Annotated in this window: 17 protein-coding genes and 1 riboswitch; of the genes, 2 read left to right on the top strand and 15 right to left on the bottom strand. The window is 45.8% G+C overall.

Features of this window, described 5'->3' with window-relative positions; all coding sequences use genetic code 11:
- Positions 1 to 84 precede the first annotated feature (84 nt).
- The 4 genes from AB5I83_RS11305 to AB5I83_RS11320 form a co-directional block, all read right to left on the bottom strand.
- Positions 85 to 1,089, bottom strand: a complete 1,005-nt coding sequence (locus AB5I83_RS11305; protein WP_448975415.1) for an ABC transporter permease — start codon at positions 1,087 to 1,089, stop codon at positions 85 to 87.
- Position 1,090: 1 nt separating this feature from the next.
- Positions 1,091 to 2,590 (bottom strand): sugar ABC transporter ATP-binding protein, encoded by a 1,500-nt coding sequence (locus AB5I83_RS11310; RefSeq protein ID WP_448975417.1) that lies wholly within the window; start codon positions 2,588 to 2,590, stop codon positions 1,091 to 1,093.
- Positions 2,591 to 2,837: 247 nt separating this feature from the next.
- Entirely contained in the window at positions 2,838 to 3,935 is a 1,098-nt protein-coding gene (locus AB5I83_RS11315) for a sugar ABC transporter substrate-binding protein (RefSeq protein WP_226087010.1), read from the bottom strand.
- A gap of 104 nt (positions 3,936 to 4,039) precedes the next feature.
- A riboswitch (SAM riboswitch) is annotated at positions 4,040 to 4,149 on the bottom strand.
- Positions 4,150 to 4,298: 149 nt separating this feature from the next.
- Positions 4,299 to 7,043 carry a dynamin family protein gene (locus AB5I83_RS11320; RefSeq protein WP_448975419.1) on the bottom strand — a complete coding sequence of 915 codons (2,745 nt, stop codon included), beginning with the start codon at positions 7,041 to 7,043 and terminating at the stop codon, positions 4,299 to 4,301.
- 375 nt (positions 7,044 to 7,418) lie between these two features.
- Between AB5I83_RS11320 and AB5I83_RS11325 the strand changes: the two genes are divergently transcribed.
- On the top strand, positions 7,419 to 7,928 hold the full coding sequence (locus AB5I83_RS11325; protein WP_448975421.1) for a hypothetical protein: 510 nt from the start codon (positions 7,419 to 7,421) through the stop codon (positions 7,926 to 7,928).
- 45 nt (positions 7,929 to 7,973) lie between these two features.
- On the opposite strand, the gene AB5I83_RS11330 is transcribed toward AB5I83_RS11325, so the two are convergent.
- From AB5I83_RS11330 to AB5I83_RS11360, 7 genes are all read right to left on the bottom strand, one after another.
- On the bottom strand, positions 7,974 to 8,195 hold the full coding sequence (locus AB5I83_RS11330; RefSeq protein ID WP_448975423.1) for a hypothetical protein: 222 nt from the start codon (positions 8,193 to 8,195) through the stop codon (positions 7,974 to 7,976).
- Between the two features lie 96 nt (positions 8,196 to 8,291).
- A complete protein-coding gene (locus AB5I83_RS11335) occupies positions 8,292 to 8,489 on the bottom strand; it encodes a hypothetical protein (protein WP_311074331.1) in 198 nt (65 codons plus the stop codon).
- Positions 8,482 to 9,009, bottom strand: a complete 528-nt coding sequence (locus tag AB5I83_RS11340; protein WP_311074330.1) for a QcrA and Rieske domain-containing protein — start codon at positions 9,007 to 9,009, stop codon at positions 8,482 to 8,484. The genes AB5I83_RS11335 and AB5I83_RS11340 overlap by 8 nt, the downstream gene beginning before the upstream one ends.
- Positions 9,010 to 9,027: 18 nt before the next feature.
- The gene (locus tag AB5I83_RS11345; RefSeq protein ID WP_448975425.1) at positions 9,028 to 9,768 is read right to left on the bottom strand and encodes an Mrp/NBP35 family ATP-binding protein; all 741 of its coding nucleotides are present in this window, start codon (positions 9,766 to 9,768) and stop codon (positions 9,028 to 9,030) included.
- A 423-nt stretch (positions 9,769 to 10,191) separates the two neighbouring features.
- Positions 10,192 to 10,743 (bottom strand): 4Fe-4S dicluster domain-containing protein, encoded by a 552-nt coding sequence (locus AB5I83_RS11350; protein WP_023625614.1) that lies wholly within the window; start codon positions 10,741 to 10,743, stop codon positions 10,192 to 10,194.
- A gap of 14 nt (positions 10,744 to 10,757) precedes the next feature.
- Positions 10,758 to 12,887, bottom strand: coding sequence for a formate dehydrogenase subunit alpha (gene fdhF / locus AB5I83_RS11355; RefSeq protein WP_448975427.1), 2,130 nt, complete (start codon positions 12,885 to 12,887; stop codon positions 10,758 to 10,760).
- Positions 12,868 to 14,037, bottom strand: coding sequence for an MFS transporter (locus AB5I83_RS11360; protein ID WP_448975429.1), 1,170 nt, complete (start codon positions 14,035 to 14,037; stop codon positions 12,868 to 12,870). Before AB5I83_RS11360 ends, fdhF begins: the two co-directional genes overlap by 20 nt.
- A gap of 381 nt (positions 14,038 to 14,418) precedes the next feature.
- Between AB5I83_RS11360 and AB5I83_RS11365 the strand changes: the two genes are divergently transcribed.
- Complete coding sequence (locus tag AB5I83_RS11365; RefSeq protein ID WP_448975431.1) at positions 14,419 to 15,408, top strand: NADPH:quinone oxidoreductase family protein; 990 nt, start codon at positions 14,419 to 14,421, stop codon at positions 15,406 to 15,408.
- Positions 15,409 to 15,462: 54 nt separating this feature from the next.
- Here the strand turns inward: AB5I83_RS11365 and AB5I83_RS11370 are convergent, their stop codons facing one another.
- The 4 genes from AB5I83_RS11370 to AB5I83_RS11385 all read right to left on the bottom strand — a co-directional run bounded on the left by AB5I83_RS11370 (position 15,463) and on the right by AB5I83_RS11385 (position 18,687).
- Entirely contained in the window at positions 15,463 to 16,095 is a 633-nt protein-coding gene (locus AB5I83_RS11370) for a histidine phosphatase family protein (protein WP_448975433.1), read from the bottom strand.
- A gap of 107 nt (positions 16,096 to 16,202) precedes the next feature.
- Positions 16,203 to 16,646: a threonine/serine exporter family protein gene (locus AB5I83_RS11375; RefSeq protein WP_448975435.1), complete on the bottom strand. Its 444-nt coding sequence runs from the start codon at positions 16,644 to 16,646 to the stop codon at positions 16,203 to 16,205.
- 15 nt (positions 16,647 to 16,661) lie between these two features.
- Positions 16,662 to 17,420: a threonine/serine exporter family protein gene (locus tag AB5I83_RS11380; RefSeq protein ID WP_448975437.1), complete on the bottom strand. Its 759-nt coding sequence runs from the start codon at positions 17,418 to 17,420 to the stop codon at positions 16,662 to 16,664.
- Positions 17,421 to 17,535: 115 nt separating this feature from the next.
- On the bottom strand, positions 17,536 to 18,687 hold the full coding sequence (locus AB5I83_RS11385; RefSeq protein ID WP_448975976.1) for an MFS transporter: 1,152 nt from the start codon (positions 18,685 to 18,687) through the stop codon (positions 17,536 to 17,538).
- Between the last annotated feature and the right edge of the window lie 55 nt (positions 18,688 to 18,742).

Below are 18,742 nucleotides of genomic sequence, written 5' to 3' on the forward strand. Positions count from 1 at the left end.
CCGATAAAAAAAAGCCGGATTTAGATCGGTTCTAAATCCGGCTTGCTTGTTTTATTTCCAAAAAGAGAAATACATTTTGATCGACTAATGTTTCTGCTTATAATAGGTAATCCCCAGCGCAAATGCCAGCACGGTTCCCTTCACGATATCCATTGCGTAATACGGTACAGACATCATCACAAGCCCGTTTTGCAAAATTCCGATCAGTACCGCTCCTACAAATGTGCCGAACGCATTCGGCTTGCCTGCGCCCAGAACGGAAAAACCAATGAATGCGGCGGCTACCGAATCCATTAAATAAGGGGATCCTGCATTGATTTCAGCAGTCATGACACGTGAGGCCAAGACAATCCCGCCAATTGCTGCGAATAGAGCAGACAGCAGGTAGGCAGCCGTTTTATAGCGGTTGACCGCAATACCCGAAAGCCTGGCCGCCTCTTTATTCCCGCCAATCACATACATATAGCGTCCGTGCTTTGTGTACGTCAGGAATATATGGACAATGATGACGGCGATCGCCATGATGAGGATGATCCATGGAACCTGCCCTATTTTAGCGAAAAACGGGCTGATGGTTCCTGTTGAAAAACTGCCATCAGGAAGAATCATATTCTCTGAAACCGTTGCGCCCTTCGTATAAGTCAACGCTGTTCCCTGGATGATGAACATCATGGCCAGTGTCATCAGCATATCCGGAATCTTAAGCTTGACGATCATCAACGAATTGATTGCCCCTACAATCAAGGCGGCTGCGATCGCTGATAATACCGCAATTAAAGTATTCTGCGAAAACCAGACAAACATCGAGATGACGATGGCGTTGGATAGTGATGCTACTGAGCCGACAGATAAATCAAAACCATCCACAGTCAGCGAGATGGTGATCCCGACCGCGATGATCGTCACAATTGAAATCGAGCGCAGGATATTGATGACATTATCTCCGTTGATAAAAGAAGGATTTGCTGCCGCGAAGATTGCGACCAGGACAAAGATGGTCAATATCGTCCCATATTTATATAGGAACTGGAACAGTTCGAATGTCTTTTTCGGCGTTGGCTCTTGCTGCAATGGGAGTTTCGCTTCCATCCTACCTTCCTCCTGTTGAATAAAATAAAAGTTCTTCTTCTGTTGTTTCGTTGGTTACCAGCTCCTTGACAGGTTCACCGTCATAGAGCACGTAAACTCGATTCGTGATGCCGACGATTTCTGACAGCTCCGAGGAGGCATAAATGATACCCTTCCCTCGAGCTGCAAGCTGGGCAATCAGCTCAAAAATATCCCGTTTCGCACCTACATCCACGCCCTTGGTTGGTTCATCAAAGATATACACGTCCGCATCGGCAATCAGCCACCTGCCAATCGCCACCTTCTGCTGGTTCCCGCCTGAGAGGTTTTCGACCCTCGCATTTACTGAGGAAGTCTTGATGCCGAGAGCCTTTATGTATTCCTGTGAAGTTTTTTTCTCAGCCCGCCGGTCGATAAAACTGAAATATTTTGAGAATCTCTTAAGATTGACAGCTGTAAGATTCGCGGTAACCGATTCTGCGACAAGCACACCTTCCTTGCGCCGCTCTTCTGGCACAAGGGCCAGGCCGCTTTTTACAGCTGCATGAGGACTTGTCAGTTTCAGGTTTTCTCCTTTTAACTTTACGGTTCCACTCTTTGTCGGTGCAGCACCAAACAATGATTTGCACAGCTCGGTCTTCCCCGCTCCGACGAGGCCGGCTATCCCGACAATTTCCCCTGTTTTTAAATGAAGGGAAGTATTTTTCACTTTGCCTCCATGATCTGATAGGCCTTCGACTTCCAGCAGGGGCTCCCCGAATGTGCTGACCCTCGCCGGGAATTGGTCTTCCAGTTTCCGGCCGAGCATGTATTCAATCACCTGGTGGGTGCCGACTTCAGGAATAGCCTTTTTCACGACCAGCTCCCCATTTCGCATGACCGTAATCTCATCACATAACTCAAAGATCTCCGGCAATCGATGGGAGATGAAGATGATGCCCACATTCCTCTCAGCCAGTTCCCTCGTGATCCTGAACAGTTCGGATGTTTCGGTATGACTGAGCGGAGCAGTTGGTTCATCAAGGATGAGGAAGGAGCAATTGCTTGAAGTCGCTCTGGCGATCAGCACAAGCTGCTTCTCAGCAAGCGTGAGCTCCCCGGCAAGTTTTTTCACAGGAATGTGAAGGTTCATGCTGGAAAGAATTTCAGTTGCCTGTTTGAAAAGCTGCTTCCAATTTACCCAGTGTTTATTTTCTGCTGCCTGCACTGTGTGATTAAGCATGATATTTTCAGCAACTGTCAGGGATGGGATGATGGCTGTATCAACCTCCTGGTAAACGGTCTGGATTCCAAGTTTCTGCGCATCTGCCGGCTTGCGGATTTCCACCTTCCTGCCATCAAGCTGGATTTCACCGGTGAAATGGTCGTGGGCTCCAGAAAGCACCTTCATTAATGTGGATTTGCCAGCGCCATTAGCACCAATCAACGCATGGATGCTGCCCGTTTCTGTGCTGAAATCCACCTCATTCAGCGCACGCACTCCCGGAAAGTCAATACTGATGTTTTTCATTTGAAGTTTCATCCCCGGGCCTCCTCTCTATCATTCTGCAAAGCAGACACTCTCGTAAGTTTGAGAGTGTCTGTTTTGTTTTGTTTGAGTGTAAACTGGAAAAAATCGTGCGGAATTTCCAATTCGCTATAAAAGTGAAATTCTCGCTATATATATTGAAAAGTCGCTATATTATTGGAAAAGTCGCTATATAATCGAGAAAGTCGCTATATAATATTTTTTTCAGCTATAAAAACTTCTCAACCAACCATTTCAATAGTTATTTCTTATAATGATCCTTCAATTTCTCCATCCAGTCTTCCAAAAATGCATCCGATTTGCCCCAGCCTTCGATGATTTCAGCTAAATTCGCCATGTTCACCGGCTCTTTTGACTGCTGGAGCTCTTCCTGGGAAATCAGTGATGCTTCTAAGTCGTAGCTTGCTGGAGTTTCTTCACCTGCAAGCTTTTTCGCAAGCAATCTCATATTCACTTCCCCAATCAGCTTTGGATCAACAGCGGCCGTGTATTTCCATGAGCTTCCATCTCCCTGGATTTCCTGCAGGTCAGCATTGGATACATCAATTCCGTAAATCTTGATTTCATCGCGGCCCGCTTCCTTGATGGCACGTGCTGCACCGATCGCAAACGCGTCCCAAGTTGCGAAAATCGCGTCAATTTCTCCTTTTGGATGCTTATTCAGCATGGCTGCAACAGCGTTCTGCGTCTGGACGCTTGTATCAGCGGCGGCCACTCCGAATCTCTCAACTTCTTTGATTCCCGGATTCGCCTTTAAGGTTTCCTGGTAAACTTTATTTCTTCTGACCATCGGCGGGAAGCCATCTACCCATAGATAAACGATATTTGCTTCGCCATTTTGGTCTTTCACAAGCTGGTCCAGCGCCTGTGTGGCGAGGGCTTCATCGTCCTGGGAAGTAAGAGTGACACCTTCTACCTGAGCAAGGTCTGGATTCGAATCAAAAGTCACGACACTTTTGCCCTCATCCACTAACTTTTTCACATCATCTACTGTTGCCGCATCGTCACCATGCGAGATGATGAATCCATCATAATCCTGCTGCAGCCCTTGGTTAATCGCGTCATGGAATTTTGCTGTATCTCCATTCGCAGTAAAAACATCTACCTTGAAGCCAAGAGCTTCTCCTTCTGCTTTTGCTCCGGCTAAAAATTGTGCAGTATGGTCGTCTCCGCCGATCTTGCGGATCACTTTAATTTTGACTTCCTCACCTTTGGCAAATCGCTCCGGAACTCCCTCAACAGGACCAGAGGCCGTCTTCGTCTCTCCCCCGCCACAGCCTGTCAGCAGCAATGCAGAAGCAACTGCACCTAAAAATACTTTTTTCATTCCTTTTTTCATCTGAATTTCCCCCTTTGATTGATCTGCCTGTCTAACACAAATAAAAAAACCTCTCCAGAAAAGAGAGGTTTCAAACGCAGTAAAAATGCAAAGGTCGGATTCCTCTCTTATCTTTCAAAACAAAAAAAATTGTTTTGCAGGATTTAGCACCAATTCCAATTGGAACGGTTGCTGGGCGTCATAGGGCCAGTCCCTCTGCCACTCTTGATAAGAGAATTTCTTTATTGAGTTAATGTTGCAAATCGATAAATTTTACTTTAAACTCCTATACTCATATTGTCAATATTATTTCGAAAATTTAATTTTATTCTTTTTTCACACCAAGCAAAAAGGAAGACTCCAATCGGAATCTTCCTTTTTCAATTAACCTCTCCCTGCAGCGGTCATCCATTCAAACTGGCGAAGCTTCACTTCGTACAGTGTCAATGGGTCGCGGTACAGCTCTGGGTTGATTCTCATTTTTTCAAGCTCGGTCTTGCCATAACCAATTTCGGAATTGGCATCTTCTACTGCTTTTTCTAGTACGTTGAATGGATTTTTGAAGAACAGGTTCACGTCGCGTTCAATCGATTTTTCAAAAATCTCGAATTGCTGCAGGAATCTTTTCGCGGTGGTCACGCCGATCTCATAATAATCTTCTGTCTCCAGATAGGTTTTATATCGGTTATAAAGCATCGCATTGTTTTGCGGCAGCACGCCTAGCAGCTTGCCTGCGCTCTTCAGGAAGAATTGCTGCGGTGTCGAGCGGTTCATGATGTTGATTTTTTCATAGTGAACGCCGTTCGTCATCCGATTTGCATCGCGGCGCCAATCATCAAGTACCCTGAAATCGCAGTCCAGGCTGATCCGTTCATCTCCATACATCGAGTTAAAACCGTCAGCCATTTCATTCAAATAGTTTTGGCTATGATCGAATTCGTCCTTCGAATGCTGAATCCATCCTTGCAAATCCTCATGGAATTTCGGCAACAGTGTTTCATCAAGATATTCTCTTATCTTCTTGTTCATCGCTTCATCCATTTCAGTATGGATTTTTCCGAAATCGCTGTCCTCTGTTACCAATTCAGAACAACTCCGCAGGATTTCCGGAATTTTTTCAATGATTTCCGTACGGGTTTCGTCCTTGATTTTACGGTATGACTTCTGAATGGATTTCGATTTCTCTTCCTCGATGTCACCCAGTTGATTGATCGCACCATTCAGCTTGCTTACCATCTCTTCGTTCCAGCTGATTGTTTCCATATGGTCATTTTCAATTTCAATCCGTTTATCAAGCAAATACGTGATCGCCCTTCTCACAAAGAATTGCAGTTTTGCTGTGCGCTCCTGATCGAAGTCTACTGTGCTTCTGTTTGCTTTGATAAAATCAGAGAAATCTCTCAACTGCTTGCCTTTATCATAAGTAGCTGAGAAAGCGAACATCTTTGCTTCAGGATAGTATTGGCTGATTTCCGCTGATGTTTGGTCGAATACTTCTATTGCCTCTTGCTGACTGTAGACAGCATCTATTTTATTCAACAGGAAGTGAATAGGAAGCTGCGGGAAGTACTCGGATATTTTCGTGAGGATTTCCCTTTCTTTTTCCGTAAAAGGGTCATTTGCGTTAAGCACGAATAATAGGCTGTCAGCAAACCTCAAGTAATTGTACAACGGATGATTGTCATAGTTATTACGATTGATTCCTGGAGAATCAATTAGCGCCAACTGATGGTCGTGCAGGAATGGGAACTGAGCTCTGAAGTCAATGATCGTTTCCTTTTTATGGTTCTGGCGGCGAACTCCGGCGGATTCCTTGAAGTCCTCGAGATCCGTGATTTGGCGGACTGCCGTATCGTTAATTTCCTGGATTTCCGGATTCTCATCGTTCATGAACCTGATGACAGCACCAGTTGGAGTTGTAATCAGCTCTTCGCCAACAATCGTATTGACGAAGGATGACTTTCCATTTCCGGATAAACCGGCAATCAGCAGATTATGGACATTGGTTTCCTGGAGCTCACGGACCATCCATTTTATCCTGTTGCCTACTTCGATTTCATGGTTCTCAGCCCACTTAATGATGGTCTCAAATAACTGCATGCTATCTTCGTATCCATTATCGTATTGACGCGAATTCAGGACAAGGTTCTCCGCGTCGTGAATCGCCGACGTGGTTATGGTTCCTGGAAAAACCTCATTCCAAGCAATGATTGATGATGCTGAAACAAGGCTGTTAACTGGACTCGTAATTTTCAGCCAGTTCGTCAGCAACTCAGGAATCAGCGGTGAGATTTCCTTAATCAACCGATCTCCATTAATCAATTCGAAGTAAGTGTCCTGATAGACCGCTGAAAGATGGGTCCAGCCATCTCTTCTATTGCCGTCCATCCCGCTGAACAGTTGGTTGAATTCCCTCAGCCATTTCATATAGGAACTTTGATCCCGATAACTTTCCCACAGGGATACAGACAGCTGTTCAAACCGGCTTCTATCCACCTGGAATAGGACGGATAAAGCTTCGTTAAAATAAGAAGGTGAGAACTGGCGGGTATGCCCCTGTTCTACATACTGATTCAAGACGTCGAACCATTTCGGCGAACCGGTTCGGACGCCTTCATTGACTGCCAGTTCAACCGCATTCTCCCAGTCGTGATGCTCTTCAAAGAAAGCACGGGCAATCTCTGTTACGCCCGGATAATCCGGATCCAGCTGCACAGATTTCTTGATGACAGCAACCGCTTTGTCAAGCTTCCCCTGTTCTATGTAAAGCGTCAAAAGCTGCAGCCCGCTTTCAATCCTGAGAATATTGCTTTCTGTATCAATCGAAAGGTACAGTTCCTCTGCAGATGTGTGCAGACCAATCTCCAGGAACGCATCACCCATGTTCTTTTTCGCCCATGGCTCCAGTTCATTCGTGATATTTTCCCATTTAAAAATAGCCGCTTCGTAATCTCTGTTATGAAAATAGACCTCTCCCTGAGCAAAACGGATGTATGATAAATCCGGCATATCATTCTTCTGCTCTTCAAGGTAAAGCTCCCCGAGGACACGAACAGGATGTGCCTGGCTTCTTTGTTCCATATAAGTTTCAAAGTACGACTTTTTGATTAATTGCTCTTCAAATGTCATGACCTTCCTCCGACCTCTTTATAATATCAATCCAAAAAAAGAGCCTTCAGACTCCTTCAGGCATAAAAAATTGTTCTAACTAACTATACTTTTTCCCTATGCCGGCTTACGCTCAAACCTTATCATTGTATTCTATCAAACAATTTTTCATGCAAGATTTCAGCCAGCTTTCAGTTTTGCTACAAGCACTGCAAAATTTGTAACCTTTTTAATAAACGATCCATTTTTTTGCCAGTTATTGTCGAAAAATCGTCTCCACCTATACCGTTCGAACTAAAATCAGGTTTTATGGGGAAGTAATGAAGTTTGTCACACCGTAGATAGGGCAAAATCATTATAATGAAGGTAACATTACGACCGAAAAAGGAGATTGTTATGCTTACTCTGAAACTAATGGGCACTCCCCTGGAACATTTGAAGTCACAACATATAAAAAACAAATCTGTCATGATGAACAACAAAACGCTTGCTTCCATCAAGGAAAACGGAAACGTGGTTGAATTCCACATTGACCCTTATCTTGACCTTGAGGAGTTTCAATTTTTACGGGATGTAATCTTAGAGCTTAGCTATGGAAACGAAGCCGCGATCGATGAAAGAGACTGCCAGCTAGGCTATTTGGAGAATGGTGAGGCAGCGTTTTTGATAAAGAATTGGGAAGAGTGGAAGTTATTCCTGATGAAAGCCAAGCTCAGGACTCTTGAAGGCCAGAATGTCCAGGCTTTGAATCCAGAAGGCGAAGAACTGGGGTCCGGCCTGCTTGCGGAATATGAAATCGCTGAAGGTCCGTTCCGCATCACCAGCTGCACCTTGATCACCCTGTTCGGCGAAAGGAAATTCGAAGGGGAAAATATCAAGATTGTGCCGACTAATCAATTTAGCTAAAACGGTAATAGAAAAGCAGCGGAGTTCAAAAACTCCGCTGCTTTTCTATTTGCCTTTTTTCAATTCATCAAGCAACTGTTTTGTCCGTTTCGCATTTCCTTCTGCGAAGTTTTCGAGGCGGTCCTTTAGTTCGGGATCGTCATGGATTCGTTCAGCCGTGATTAGAAAAGTACGCATTAAATCTTCTTCAATTTCAAGGGAATTTTCAAGTACTTCCTCAATTGATTCTTTTTTGCTGTCTTGATGAAAAAAAGAATGGGATACCATGTGCATTCCTCCCTTTTGAACTCTTTTTCATGCCATTCCAACTGCTATGTACGCAGTTGTATACAAAGAGTCCTCCTTTTTATCATCGCCACCAGCTTACTTTTTATACTCTGCCTTCTTCCAGATGAAAAAGGCTGTTGTTGCAAGAATCGTGGAAATCAACGCGACGATAACCGCACCATATACGCGCTCATCTTCGTGTCCATAATACCCCTCGATCGCATTGGATAAAGAGAAAACGTTGATGGCAAGGAACAGGAAAATCGAGAAGAATGCTGCTCTTTTTTTATCCATGCCTTACTTCCCTCCCTACTGCAAAAACCTTTCCGTCCTTGATTTCTAGCAGGATTTTAGGAAGCTCGCGCTGTGGCGGTCCTGCCATCGGCTGTCCGCTGTCTACATTGAAATAACCTTTGTGGCAAGGGCACAGCAAGACATTTTCCTTATGCTCGTAAAAAACCGGGCATTGAAGGTGTGTGCATTTATTGTTGTAGGCTACGAATTTGTCCTCCGGTGTCCTGACCAAAATAGCCGGCTCATTCTTTGTCGGGTAGTTGAAGTTCCTGGATTCGCCGATTGCCAGGTCATCGATATCGGTGATTTCTACTCGCTTCACTTCGCCATTTTCATCGCGCAGGAACGTGAAGATTCCGAATGGAGTCGTCGCAAGTCCGATCGCGACGGTTGCGCCGAATGAAGCCTTCAGGAATGCCCTTCTATTCAAATGGACATCGTCTTTCCTGTTCAGGTTATCGATCAGCTTAATCATATCCTTATCATCTTCATGATGTGTCTTCTTTTTATCATCACTCATTGCCAAATCCTCCTGTTCCTAGAGCTGAAACTTAGCATCGATTTTTTCTGCCAGGTTTACGTATTCCTTGAATAGCGATGTATTCTCTGCTGCGATGGCAGGAGTTTCGCTATTCTCATCGGCTTCCTGGATCGGCAGCTGTCCCAGCAGATCTGTGCCAAGCTGTGAAGCCAGTTCCTCGCCGCCGCCTTTTCCGAAAATATAGTACTTCTGATCACTGTCCTCAGGCTTGAAGTAAGACATATTCTCAACCACGCCGATCACTTCATGCTTGCTCTTGATTGCCATCGATCCAGCACGTTCCGCTACGAAAGACGCTGCCTTATGAGGCGTCGTCACGACGATTTCCTTGCTTTGAGGAATCATCAGGTGCATATCAAGGGCGACATCCCCTGTGCCAGGAGGCATATCAAGAATGAAATAATCCATTTCTCCCCACAGTACATCCTCTGTAAAATGCTGAATCATTTTTCCGAGCATCGGTCCGCGCCAGACAATTGGTTCATTGTCCTTCACGAGGAAACCCATGGACATTACCTTAATGCCATTCGCTTCAACCGGGATGATTTTTCCGTTGAACGTCTTTGGTTTGGAATCTATATTCAGGATTTTTGGTACGCTGAATCCGTATATATCAAGGTCGATGATTGCGACAGACTTGCCAAGCTTTTGCAGCGCGAGTGCAAGGTTCACTGATAAAGAAGACTTGCCAACTCCGCCTTTTCCACTTGTCACCGCCAGCACATTTCCTTTTAACATTTGAAAGCACCTCTTTTTTTGGATGGGTTATTATTCCCTACCTTATCTAAAATTGGTTGAAACCTTAGCTGGAAAAAATCGTTTGAAATTTCCAGTTCGCCAATATATTTTTATTTTCGCCAATAAACCTGCTGTTTTCGCCAATAAAATCAATTTATCGCCAATAAACTTGTGAAAACCGCCAATAAAAACAGATTTTCGCCAATATCGTCAAAAATAAAGCCGGCCCTAATGAACTTAGCGCTCTTTTCCGGCCGGCTCAATTAAATTATCCTGTAAAAATCAATACTTACTTCGAGAATTGTCCAGCTCCAGCGCCTAACCCCTCGAGACGCTTCGGTCCGCCCAATGAAGTCAAAGATCGACTTCACCGGTCGGCCCTTCAGCGCTTGTCGGGGCTGACCAGGCGCTTCCGCATTTCAATTATGATTGTGAATCAGTATAAACTCCGAAAAACTCAGGTACGTAATCCCATTTGTTGCCCTCTTGCGGCTTTTTGCCTTCAACCAGGTTCATCTGGGTACGTTTTCTGCGCAATTGCTGCATTTCATCAAAGTCGATGAAGCGGATCGCATCACTTGGACAAACAGATGCACACATTGGCGCAATATCATGACGAGTTCTGTCATAGCACATATCACATTTGTACATTTTATTTGTCTCGAAATCGAATTTCGGGATACCGAATGGGCAGCCGAATGTACAGTTGCGGCATCCGATACATTTCTCTTCCATCGCTGACAGCACGACGCCTTCATCCGTGATCTGGATCGCGTTTGCCGGGCAGACACGAGCACATGCAGGGTCTTTACATTGCATGCACAGCATCGGGAATGTCTGGCGTGATTCGGTAAAATCAACATATTCTACATAGTTCCGTTCTTTTGCATCATGGTCCCCACACTCACGGCAGGCTGCCTGGCAGGCACGGCATCCGATACAGCGCTCAAATTCTAGATACATTATTTTATTCATAATGGCCGTTCCTCCTATTTCGTCAGTTTTTCAAGCTTTACAGCACAGACTTTAAATTCAGGCATCCTTGAGAATGGATCCAGTGCCGGGCTGGTCAATTGGTTGACTGCCAGCTTCTTGCCCCAGTGGTAAGGGACGAACATTGTGTCTTTGCGGATTGCTTTTGTTATTTTTACCGGAGCGATCATATCGCCGCGCGGAGTTGTCAATTTCACTCTTTCACCGTTCTCGACCTGGTACTGGCTGGCGAGTTCAGGGTGCATTTCGACGAATGGCTCTGGGCATTGCTCCATCAGGAAGTCGACACGTCTTGTCTGGTTGCCTGATAGATAATGGAAAACAACGCGGCCTGTTGTCAGCCATAATGGATATTCTTTTGATTGAACCTCTGTAGGTCCTCTGAAATCGCAGACTGCAAGGTTCGCTTTTCCATCTTCAGTAGCGAATCGCTCTTGGAAAATGGATGGGGTTCCCTTGGAGTCTTCTGTCGGTGCCGGCCAGAAAACGCCGTCCTGTTCATCGATTTTTTCGTAAGTCACTCCGTAGTAATCAGCCTTACCGCCTTTTGAAGCGTGGCGAAGCTCGTCAAAAATTTCTCTTGGTTCGCTGTAATCGAAGTATTTCCCTTTTCCAAGTCGGTCGGCAATCAGCTGCATAATCTCCCAGTCAGGCTTCGATTCTCCAATTGGCTCGACTACCTTACGAATTCGGATAACACGACCTTCGATATTAGTAGTCGTTCCTTCGTCTTCAGCCCATGTTGTTGCTGGAAGAACAACGTCAGCAAGCTCAGCTGTTTCTGACAGGAAGAAGTCATTTACTACAAGGAAATCGAGCTTCTCAAGTGAATCCTGGACATAATTAATGTTCGGTGATGAAACAACCGGATTCGAACAGATGACATGCAATGCGCGGATCGTCTTGTTCTGCATCAGATGGAACATTTCATATGCGGAAACGCCTTCCTTCGGCATTTCCTCAGGCTTGATGCCCCAAACTCCAGCAACGTGCTCGACATCTTTAGGGTTGGCGATTTTACGGTATCCAGGAAGCGCATCTGCTTTCTGTCCGTGCTCGCGTCCGCCCTGGCCATTGCCCTGTCCTGTAAAAGTAGCAACGCCTGATGCGAATTTTCCGATTTGGCCTCTTAACAATGCCATTGATGTATAAAGGCTTACATTGTCAACACCAGAAGTCTGCTGCTCCGCACCGCGTGCGAACATCACGACTGAGCGTGGTGATTTTCCGAAAATGTGAGCTGCCTTGATGATTTTCTCAGCTGCCACACCTGTTAGCTTGGATGTATATTCTGGCGTGAATTTCGCCGTCATTTCTTTCAATTCTTCAAAGTTGTTGCAGCGTTCCTGCACATATTGGTGATCTACATAATCATATTTGATCAGAAGGTGCATGATGCCGTTTGCCAAAGCAGCGTCCGTACCAGGCAGCAAGTCAAGGTGGACGTCAGCAACGCGTGCTGTTGCTGTTTCACGCGGGTCGGCTACGATGAATTTCGCGCCTTTGTCCTTTGCTTTCCAGAACCATTGGATACTAGTCGGATGGCATTCCGCTGTGTTGGAGCCAGCCATGAAGAAAGTATCCGTATGCTCTAGCTCAGTCCAAGGAAGTGTCGATCCGCGGTCCATTCCAAGTGTCTTGTTGAATCCGCCGGCAGCGGAGCTCATGCAGTAGCGGCCGTTATAGTCGATATAGCGAGTACCAAGTCCTACGCGTGCGTATTTGCCGACAAGGTAACATTTTTCATTTGTCATCGAAACGCCGCCGTAAACGCCTATCGCATCTTTTCCGTAGTTTTCCTGAATCCCTTTATATTTGCTTTCAATCAAATCCAGGGCTTCGTCCCATGTAGCTTCGACGAACTTGCCATTCTTTTTGATCAAAGGAGTCTTGATGCGATCCGGATGGTCGACTGTCTGGTAAGCCGTTACCCCTTTAGGGCACATCTTCCCTCTTGTTAAAACCCAGTCATAACGTGGTTCGACACCGACAACCTTGTTATTTTTTTCATCGACTCGGATGTGCATGCCGCACTGCATCCCACAGTAGCAGCAATGCGTTGTGACTAGCTTTTCACCTTTGCGGATTTGATTCTTTACGCCTTCTTTAACGAGAAATTGGCTCATCTACTTTTTCCTCCTTTGAATCCTGTTCAAGTCCGTAAAATTCTTCCGAACGTTTCTTGCTGAAACCTGATATATGAATTCCATTGTTTGTGCTTACTGGTCCGTATGGGTTGCCTTTTGGTGCTTCAAGATTCATTTGCTTCATCGCTCTCATCCTGCGGCGGCAGCCTGTGCAATAATCTGATAGGTATGAGCCGTCCGAAAGCTGCAGGTCGAAATTCTGGCTCTTTAATATTGCCTGGACATCTGCTATCTGGTCATCATTGCTGTAGACTTGGCCGCAGCTTTTACATGATTTCGTATCCACTTTGACCACCTCTTGATAACTCATTGGAACGGCTGTAGCCAGCGGCCTGATCGGCACGTGGAACAGTTTTCCGAATGGGAAGTACATTAGCATGACAATGACTGTTACCTGATGGATGAGTGACATATAATGATGCATCCAGCCATCAAGGAATGTGTATTGGATTGTCAGGATCAAACCTGTAACGGTAACTGCCAGCAGAATGATCAATGGCAGGATATCGAATTCGAATCGCTGTGTTACTTTTACATCGTAGTCCGTGATGCGTCGGTATAAGGCCATTCCCGCTCCGATCAGCACCATGATTGCGCCGATGTTCAGTCCGTTATAGACAATCTCGGCGAAGATTCCGTGAGCCGCCATCGTGATGGTTGGCATATCGAACACTATGATCTGGTATGTTTCCGGGTCGATCAGGTCAAAACGCATCCATCCGAATGTAAGGCCGAATGTGATTGCGAAGGAAATGATGCAGCCCCATGAAATCATGAAGTGCTGGATTCCGCGGTAGATCCCGCGCTGGAAAATGAATTTTTGCAAAATGATATTATCAATCAATGTTCTGATTAATGCTTTTGAATTACGTTTCAATCTTTCTTTATTAAAAAGGTTATCAACGCTTCGCTTCGCCACCCTGTTAGTGGCTTTGCGCCACATCCAGAAGCTCATCCTGATTGTCAGGCCAATCGCGAAAACCGCAGATGAAATTGCATATCCCAGAAGCGCCATATCAATATGGACAAACTTCGAAGTTGAATACCACATTGAGAAGAACAAGATCATCACAACGACAAAGGAATACATGCTTGTTTTTGAGTAAAAAGATTTCTCGAATTTGTACAACTTTGCTACCTCCCTGTAAATCGTTCCCGATTTCAAAACTCATCTTATCATGGAAAAACAGTCATAATAGGGTGAAATTGTAAACACTTTGTGAATAGTGATAAATTGATTTGATAATGTTTTTAAAGCCCTAACCACCACTGTGTACCTTGCTTACCTAAATCTTAAGGGAGGCAGATTAAAAGATATGTGAAGTCCGTCACACCAAAAGAAGTGGACACAAAATCGTAATAAATTCGTGACGGACTTAACTTTTTGCAATGATATCTATAGGGATGAATCATGAAAGGTAAAAAGAATCCCTGGGTAAGTTAAGTTATTAGAAGTCTGGTACGCCTATGCCCTATACTAAAACTATCAAGCCAGGAAAGGTTGGGAGATATGGAGAATTTCAAAGCTTTTATGGTGAACAAGAATGAGGAAGATTTTTCTGCTGAAATAAAGACGGTCAGGCTGGAAGGCTTGCCTGCCGGGGATGTACTGATCAAGGTAAGCTATTCGAGTGTCAACTATAAGGACGGACTGGCAAGCATCCCGAATGGAAAGATTGTCAGGTCCTATCCTTTCATCCCTGGCATCGACCTTGCCGGGACAGTGGTACGATCTGATGACAACCGCTTCAAAGAAGGCGACGAAGTTATTGCTACAAGTTATGAGATAGGGGTTTCCCACTATGGTGGATTCAGCGAATTTGCCCGTATTCCGGGAGACTGGATTGTTCCATTGCCTGAAGGTCTCTTATTGAAGGAAGCGATGGTTTACGGAACCGCAGGATTCACGGCAGCCTTGTCTGTCCATCGACTTGAAGAAAACGGCCTTACTCCTGAAAAAGGAAAAGTTCTCGTGACCGGTGCAACCGGCGGGGTCGGCAGCGTGGCTGTTGCGATGCTCGCCAAACGGGGGTATCAGGTTGTTGCAAGCACAGGAAAAGAAACCGAACATGACTACCTGCGTAAAATTGGCGCAGCCGAGATCATCAGCCGTGAAGAGCTTGCCGGTGAAAAATTAAGGCCATTGGACAAACAGCTATGGGCAGCGGCCGTTGATCCGGTTGGCGGCAAGACATTATCGTCAATCCTCAGCAAGCTCGATTACAACGGTTCAGTCGCAGTCAGCGGCTTGACTGGCGGAACAGATGTCCCAACAACTGTATTCCCGTTCATCCTCAGGGGAATCAATCTCCTTGGCATCGATTCAGTTTACTGTCCGATGGAAACGAGAAAACTTCTCTGGCAGCGGATGGCTACAGACTTGAAGCCTGAGGGATTGCTGGAAACCATTCAAAATGAAGTAGAATTAGAAGAACTGCCAGGCGTCCTTTCCAGCATCTTAAAAGGCGAGAACCGCGGACGCACGATTGTGAAGATGTAATAAAAAAGCCCGAATCCAGCTATTGACTGGGTTCGGGCTTTTCTATCTTACCTATTAATTTTGTACTGCCAGATTCTCTTCATCCACTTTTGCCAGATGGCCGCAGTCATTCAAAAACAGGACTGCTTTTTGTCCTTCTTTTATCTTAAGCAAATGAATTCCTGTGTCCCCAGTCGGAAAATAGATATCATTGGAAACCGGAAGATTCAAGAATGTCCTCAGCAGGTTGGAAATCATTCCTCCATGGGAAACAATTGCGATTCTTTTCCTTCCTGCACTTTCTGTTAGTATCTTTGAAAATACCGTCTGGGCGCGGAAGCGGAACTCCAGTTCAGACTCCCCTTCCTCTATTGGTTCATGAGGTTTCCTGCCACCCTCTGGCTCCGGATAGCGCAGCTTGGCTTCTGCATAAGGCAAACCTGCCAAAACTCCATTATTGAATTCTCTTAATTTCTCATCCTCAATCACTGCAATCCCTGTTTCCTTGCTGAGTATTTCCGCCGTCTCCCTTGCACGCTTCAATGTGCTGGACCAAATTACTTCCGGCATGAATTTTTCTTTTACCACTTTCGCCATTTCCTTAGCCTGCCTGCGGCCATGTTCCGTTAACAGCAAATCCGCCCGGCCTTCATGGACCTGTAGGATATCCCCCTCCGACTCACCATGCCTGATCAATAGTATTTCCATGTCCTCACCCTTTTTTTGTCTTTTTATCTACAATTCTCCACAAACGGCAAAATCACCTTTTTGCCCGTAAAAAAAGACCCGCAGCAGTACGCGAGTCTTCCCAATCTTTATTTTACCGGCCCCAGGTTTGACCTTCTGATCACCTGGTTGATTACTTCAGAAAAAACAAGGCCGACCGCGATGGCGCCTGATATCATCGATGCTTTCGCAGCGAGCGATAGGGCCACACTATAATCATTCTCCACGAAGTTCCTCATCGCATCATATGCCAGTCCGCCCGGAACCAGAGGGATGATTCCGGCGACACTAAAAATGATGATGGGCGTCCGATATGCCTTCGCGAACACCTGGCTGACAACCGCAATTAAGAAAGAGGCCATCAGTGTCGCAAAAATCGTGCCGAACCCATTTTTATCAAGTGCAAAATAGACGATCCAGCCAGCCATCCCAGAAATCCCGCATTTAACGAGGGATTCCCTCGGTGCGTTAAAAATGATTCCAAACGCTGCCGAAGCAATAAAACTCGTAATAAGATGTTCTATATAAATCATCGCCACTTCTCCTGACTACAACAAAGATAAAATTGCGGCTATGCCTGATCCAATCGCAAACGCGGTCAACAGCGCTTCCGCTCCTTTTGACAGTCCTGAGACCAAATGGCCAGCCATCAAATCCCGCACCGCATTCGTGATCAGCAGGCCGGGAACAAGCGGCATCACGGAGCCGATAATGATTTTATCCAGTTCCTGTCCCAGTCCCAGTTTCACAAAGAAAAACGAAATCATCCCAATCATAAAAGAGGACAGGAATTCTGCGAAAAATTTTACCGGGACAATCCTGTGAAAATAAACGACCAGGAAGAATCCAATCCCACCTGCGGCCATCGAAGGCAAGAAATCAAGCCAACTACCCAGGAACATGATGGTGAAACAACCGCTCGCAATCGCTGCCGCAAGTATTTGAACCATGAACGAGTAGGTTAAGTTGGCTTCTTCAATTTCTCCGAGGAGCCTGCAAGCCTCCGTAAGCCCTACCTCACCGCTGCTGATTCTCCGTGAAACACTGTTGACCATGGCGACCTTCCGTAAATCTGTCGTCCGCTCGGAGATCCTCACAAGCTTTGTCCGTTCCCGGCCCACACCTTCAACTGAAAAAATAATGCCGGTGGGTGTCACATAACTGTGGGTCTGGTCAATACCGAAGGCCGAAGCCATCCTCGACATTGTGTCCTCAACCCTATACGTTTCCGCACCGCTTTGGAGCATGACTTTCCCGGCCAACAAACAGGCCCGCATCACTTCAAATGTTTGATCCTGATTATCCATAATGATCCTCACATACCAATCCGTACTGTCTAAATTTCTTTATCAGTTTAAATCATAAGAGTGCTGTTCGCAACCAAAGAAAAAGCCAGCCCATAAACCAGGCTGGCATCCTGCCTCAGGATAGAGCTTCCTTTGGCTGTTGTACTTCTTTTGTACGTCTTCCTTTTACAATGGTCAGGATCAGAGCTAGCACAATGAACCCGCTGGAAATCCGGAATAGTGCCCCCAACTCGACGAATTGTGCAAGCACTCCGAAAACCAGGCCGCTTAATCCAATCCCCAGGTCAATGGATGAAAAGAACATTCCATTTGCGACACCTCGGCGGTTTGGAGGTGTCAGTGACAATGTCCACGATTGCAGCGTCGGGATCAGGGAACCGAATCCGATTCCGAACAATACACCGGCAATCGCAATCATGATGTTGGAATGGGCGAAGCTCAGCACCCACATCCCCATGATCGTAATGGAGATGGTTAGTATGACAAGCCCGACAGGCCCTTTCTGATCAAACCATTTTCCGGCAACCGGACGCGACAAGGACGCAAGGATAGCATTGCACAGGTAGAACAGGAAGATTTGGTCAATCCCGCGTTCATCCCCGAAAATCACGATGAAGGTGACAATCGTTCCATAGCCAAGGTTGATGAGCAATGTTAGCATTGCCGGAAACCAGCCGGATTTTTCGACAAGTGACCCTAAATAAGTGAACTTAAGGTCTTCCTTTTTGGTCGTTAACACCTGATTGGGCGTGTTGTACTTAATCGTCCCCAGGAGCACCAATGCAATGACACCAAGAGCCCCGGAAATGTAAATAAGGTTATCGAAAGACGTAACCTGGAACAGAAAAATTCCCAGACTTGGTGCAATAATCATCCCAATAGTGATGGACAGGCCGAAATACCCCATTCCCTCGCCAAGGCGTGAGTTCGGGACTAGATCCACAGCAGCAGTACCATTAACCGTCGTTGACCATCCCCAGGCAAGGCCGTGAATCAGGCGGATTGCCAGGAAAATCACGACTACTTGTGAAAGTGGATATAAGAATGTAATCAATAGGAGCATTACAGCACCAATCAAAACGAGCGGTCCGCGCGCTTTATACTCAAGCATGAAGCCGATGAACGGCCTGCTCAAAACAGCACCGATAGAGAATAATGCCGTGACTAGCCCGATTTCCGTTCCGCTGGCACCAATTGATTTTATATAAGGCGGCAGAGTCGGAATCAGCATCTGGAAAGACATGAAAATGAATAGATTCCCCACCATCAATTTAATGAACGAAGAGGTCCATAATGGTTCTTTTTGTTGTGACAAAGTATAT

Source organism: Mesobacillus sp. LC4, assembly GCF_053543455.1.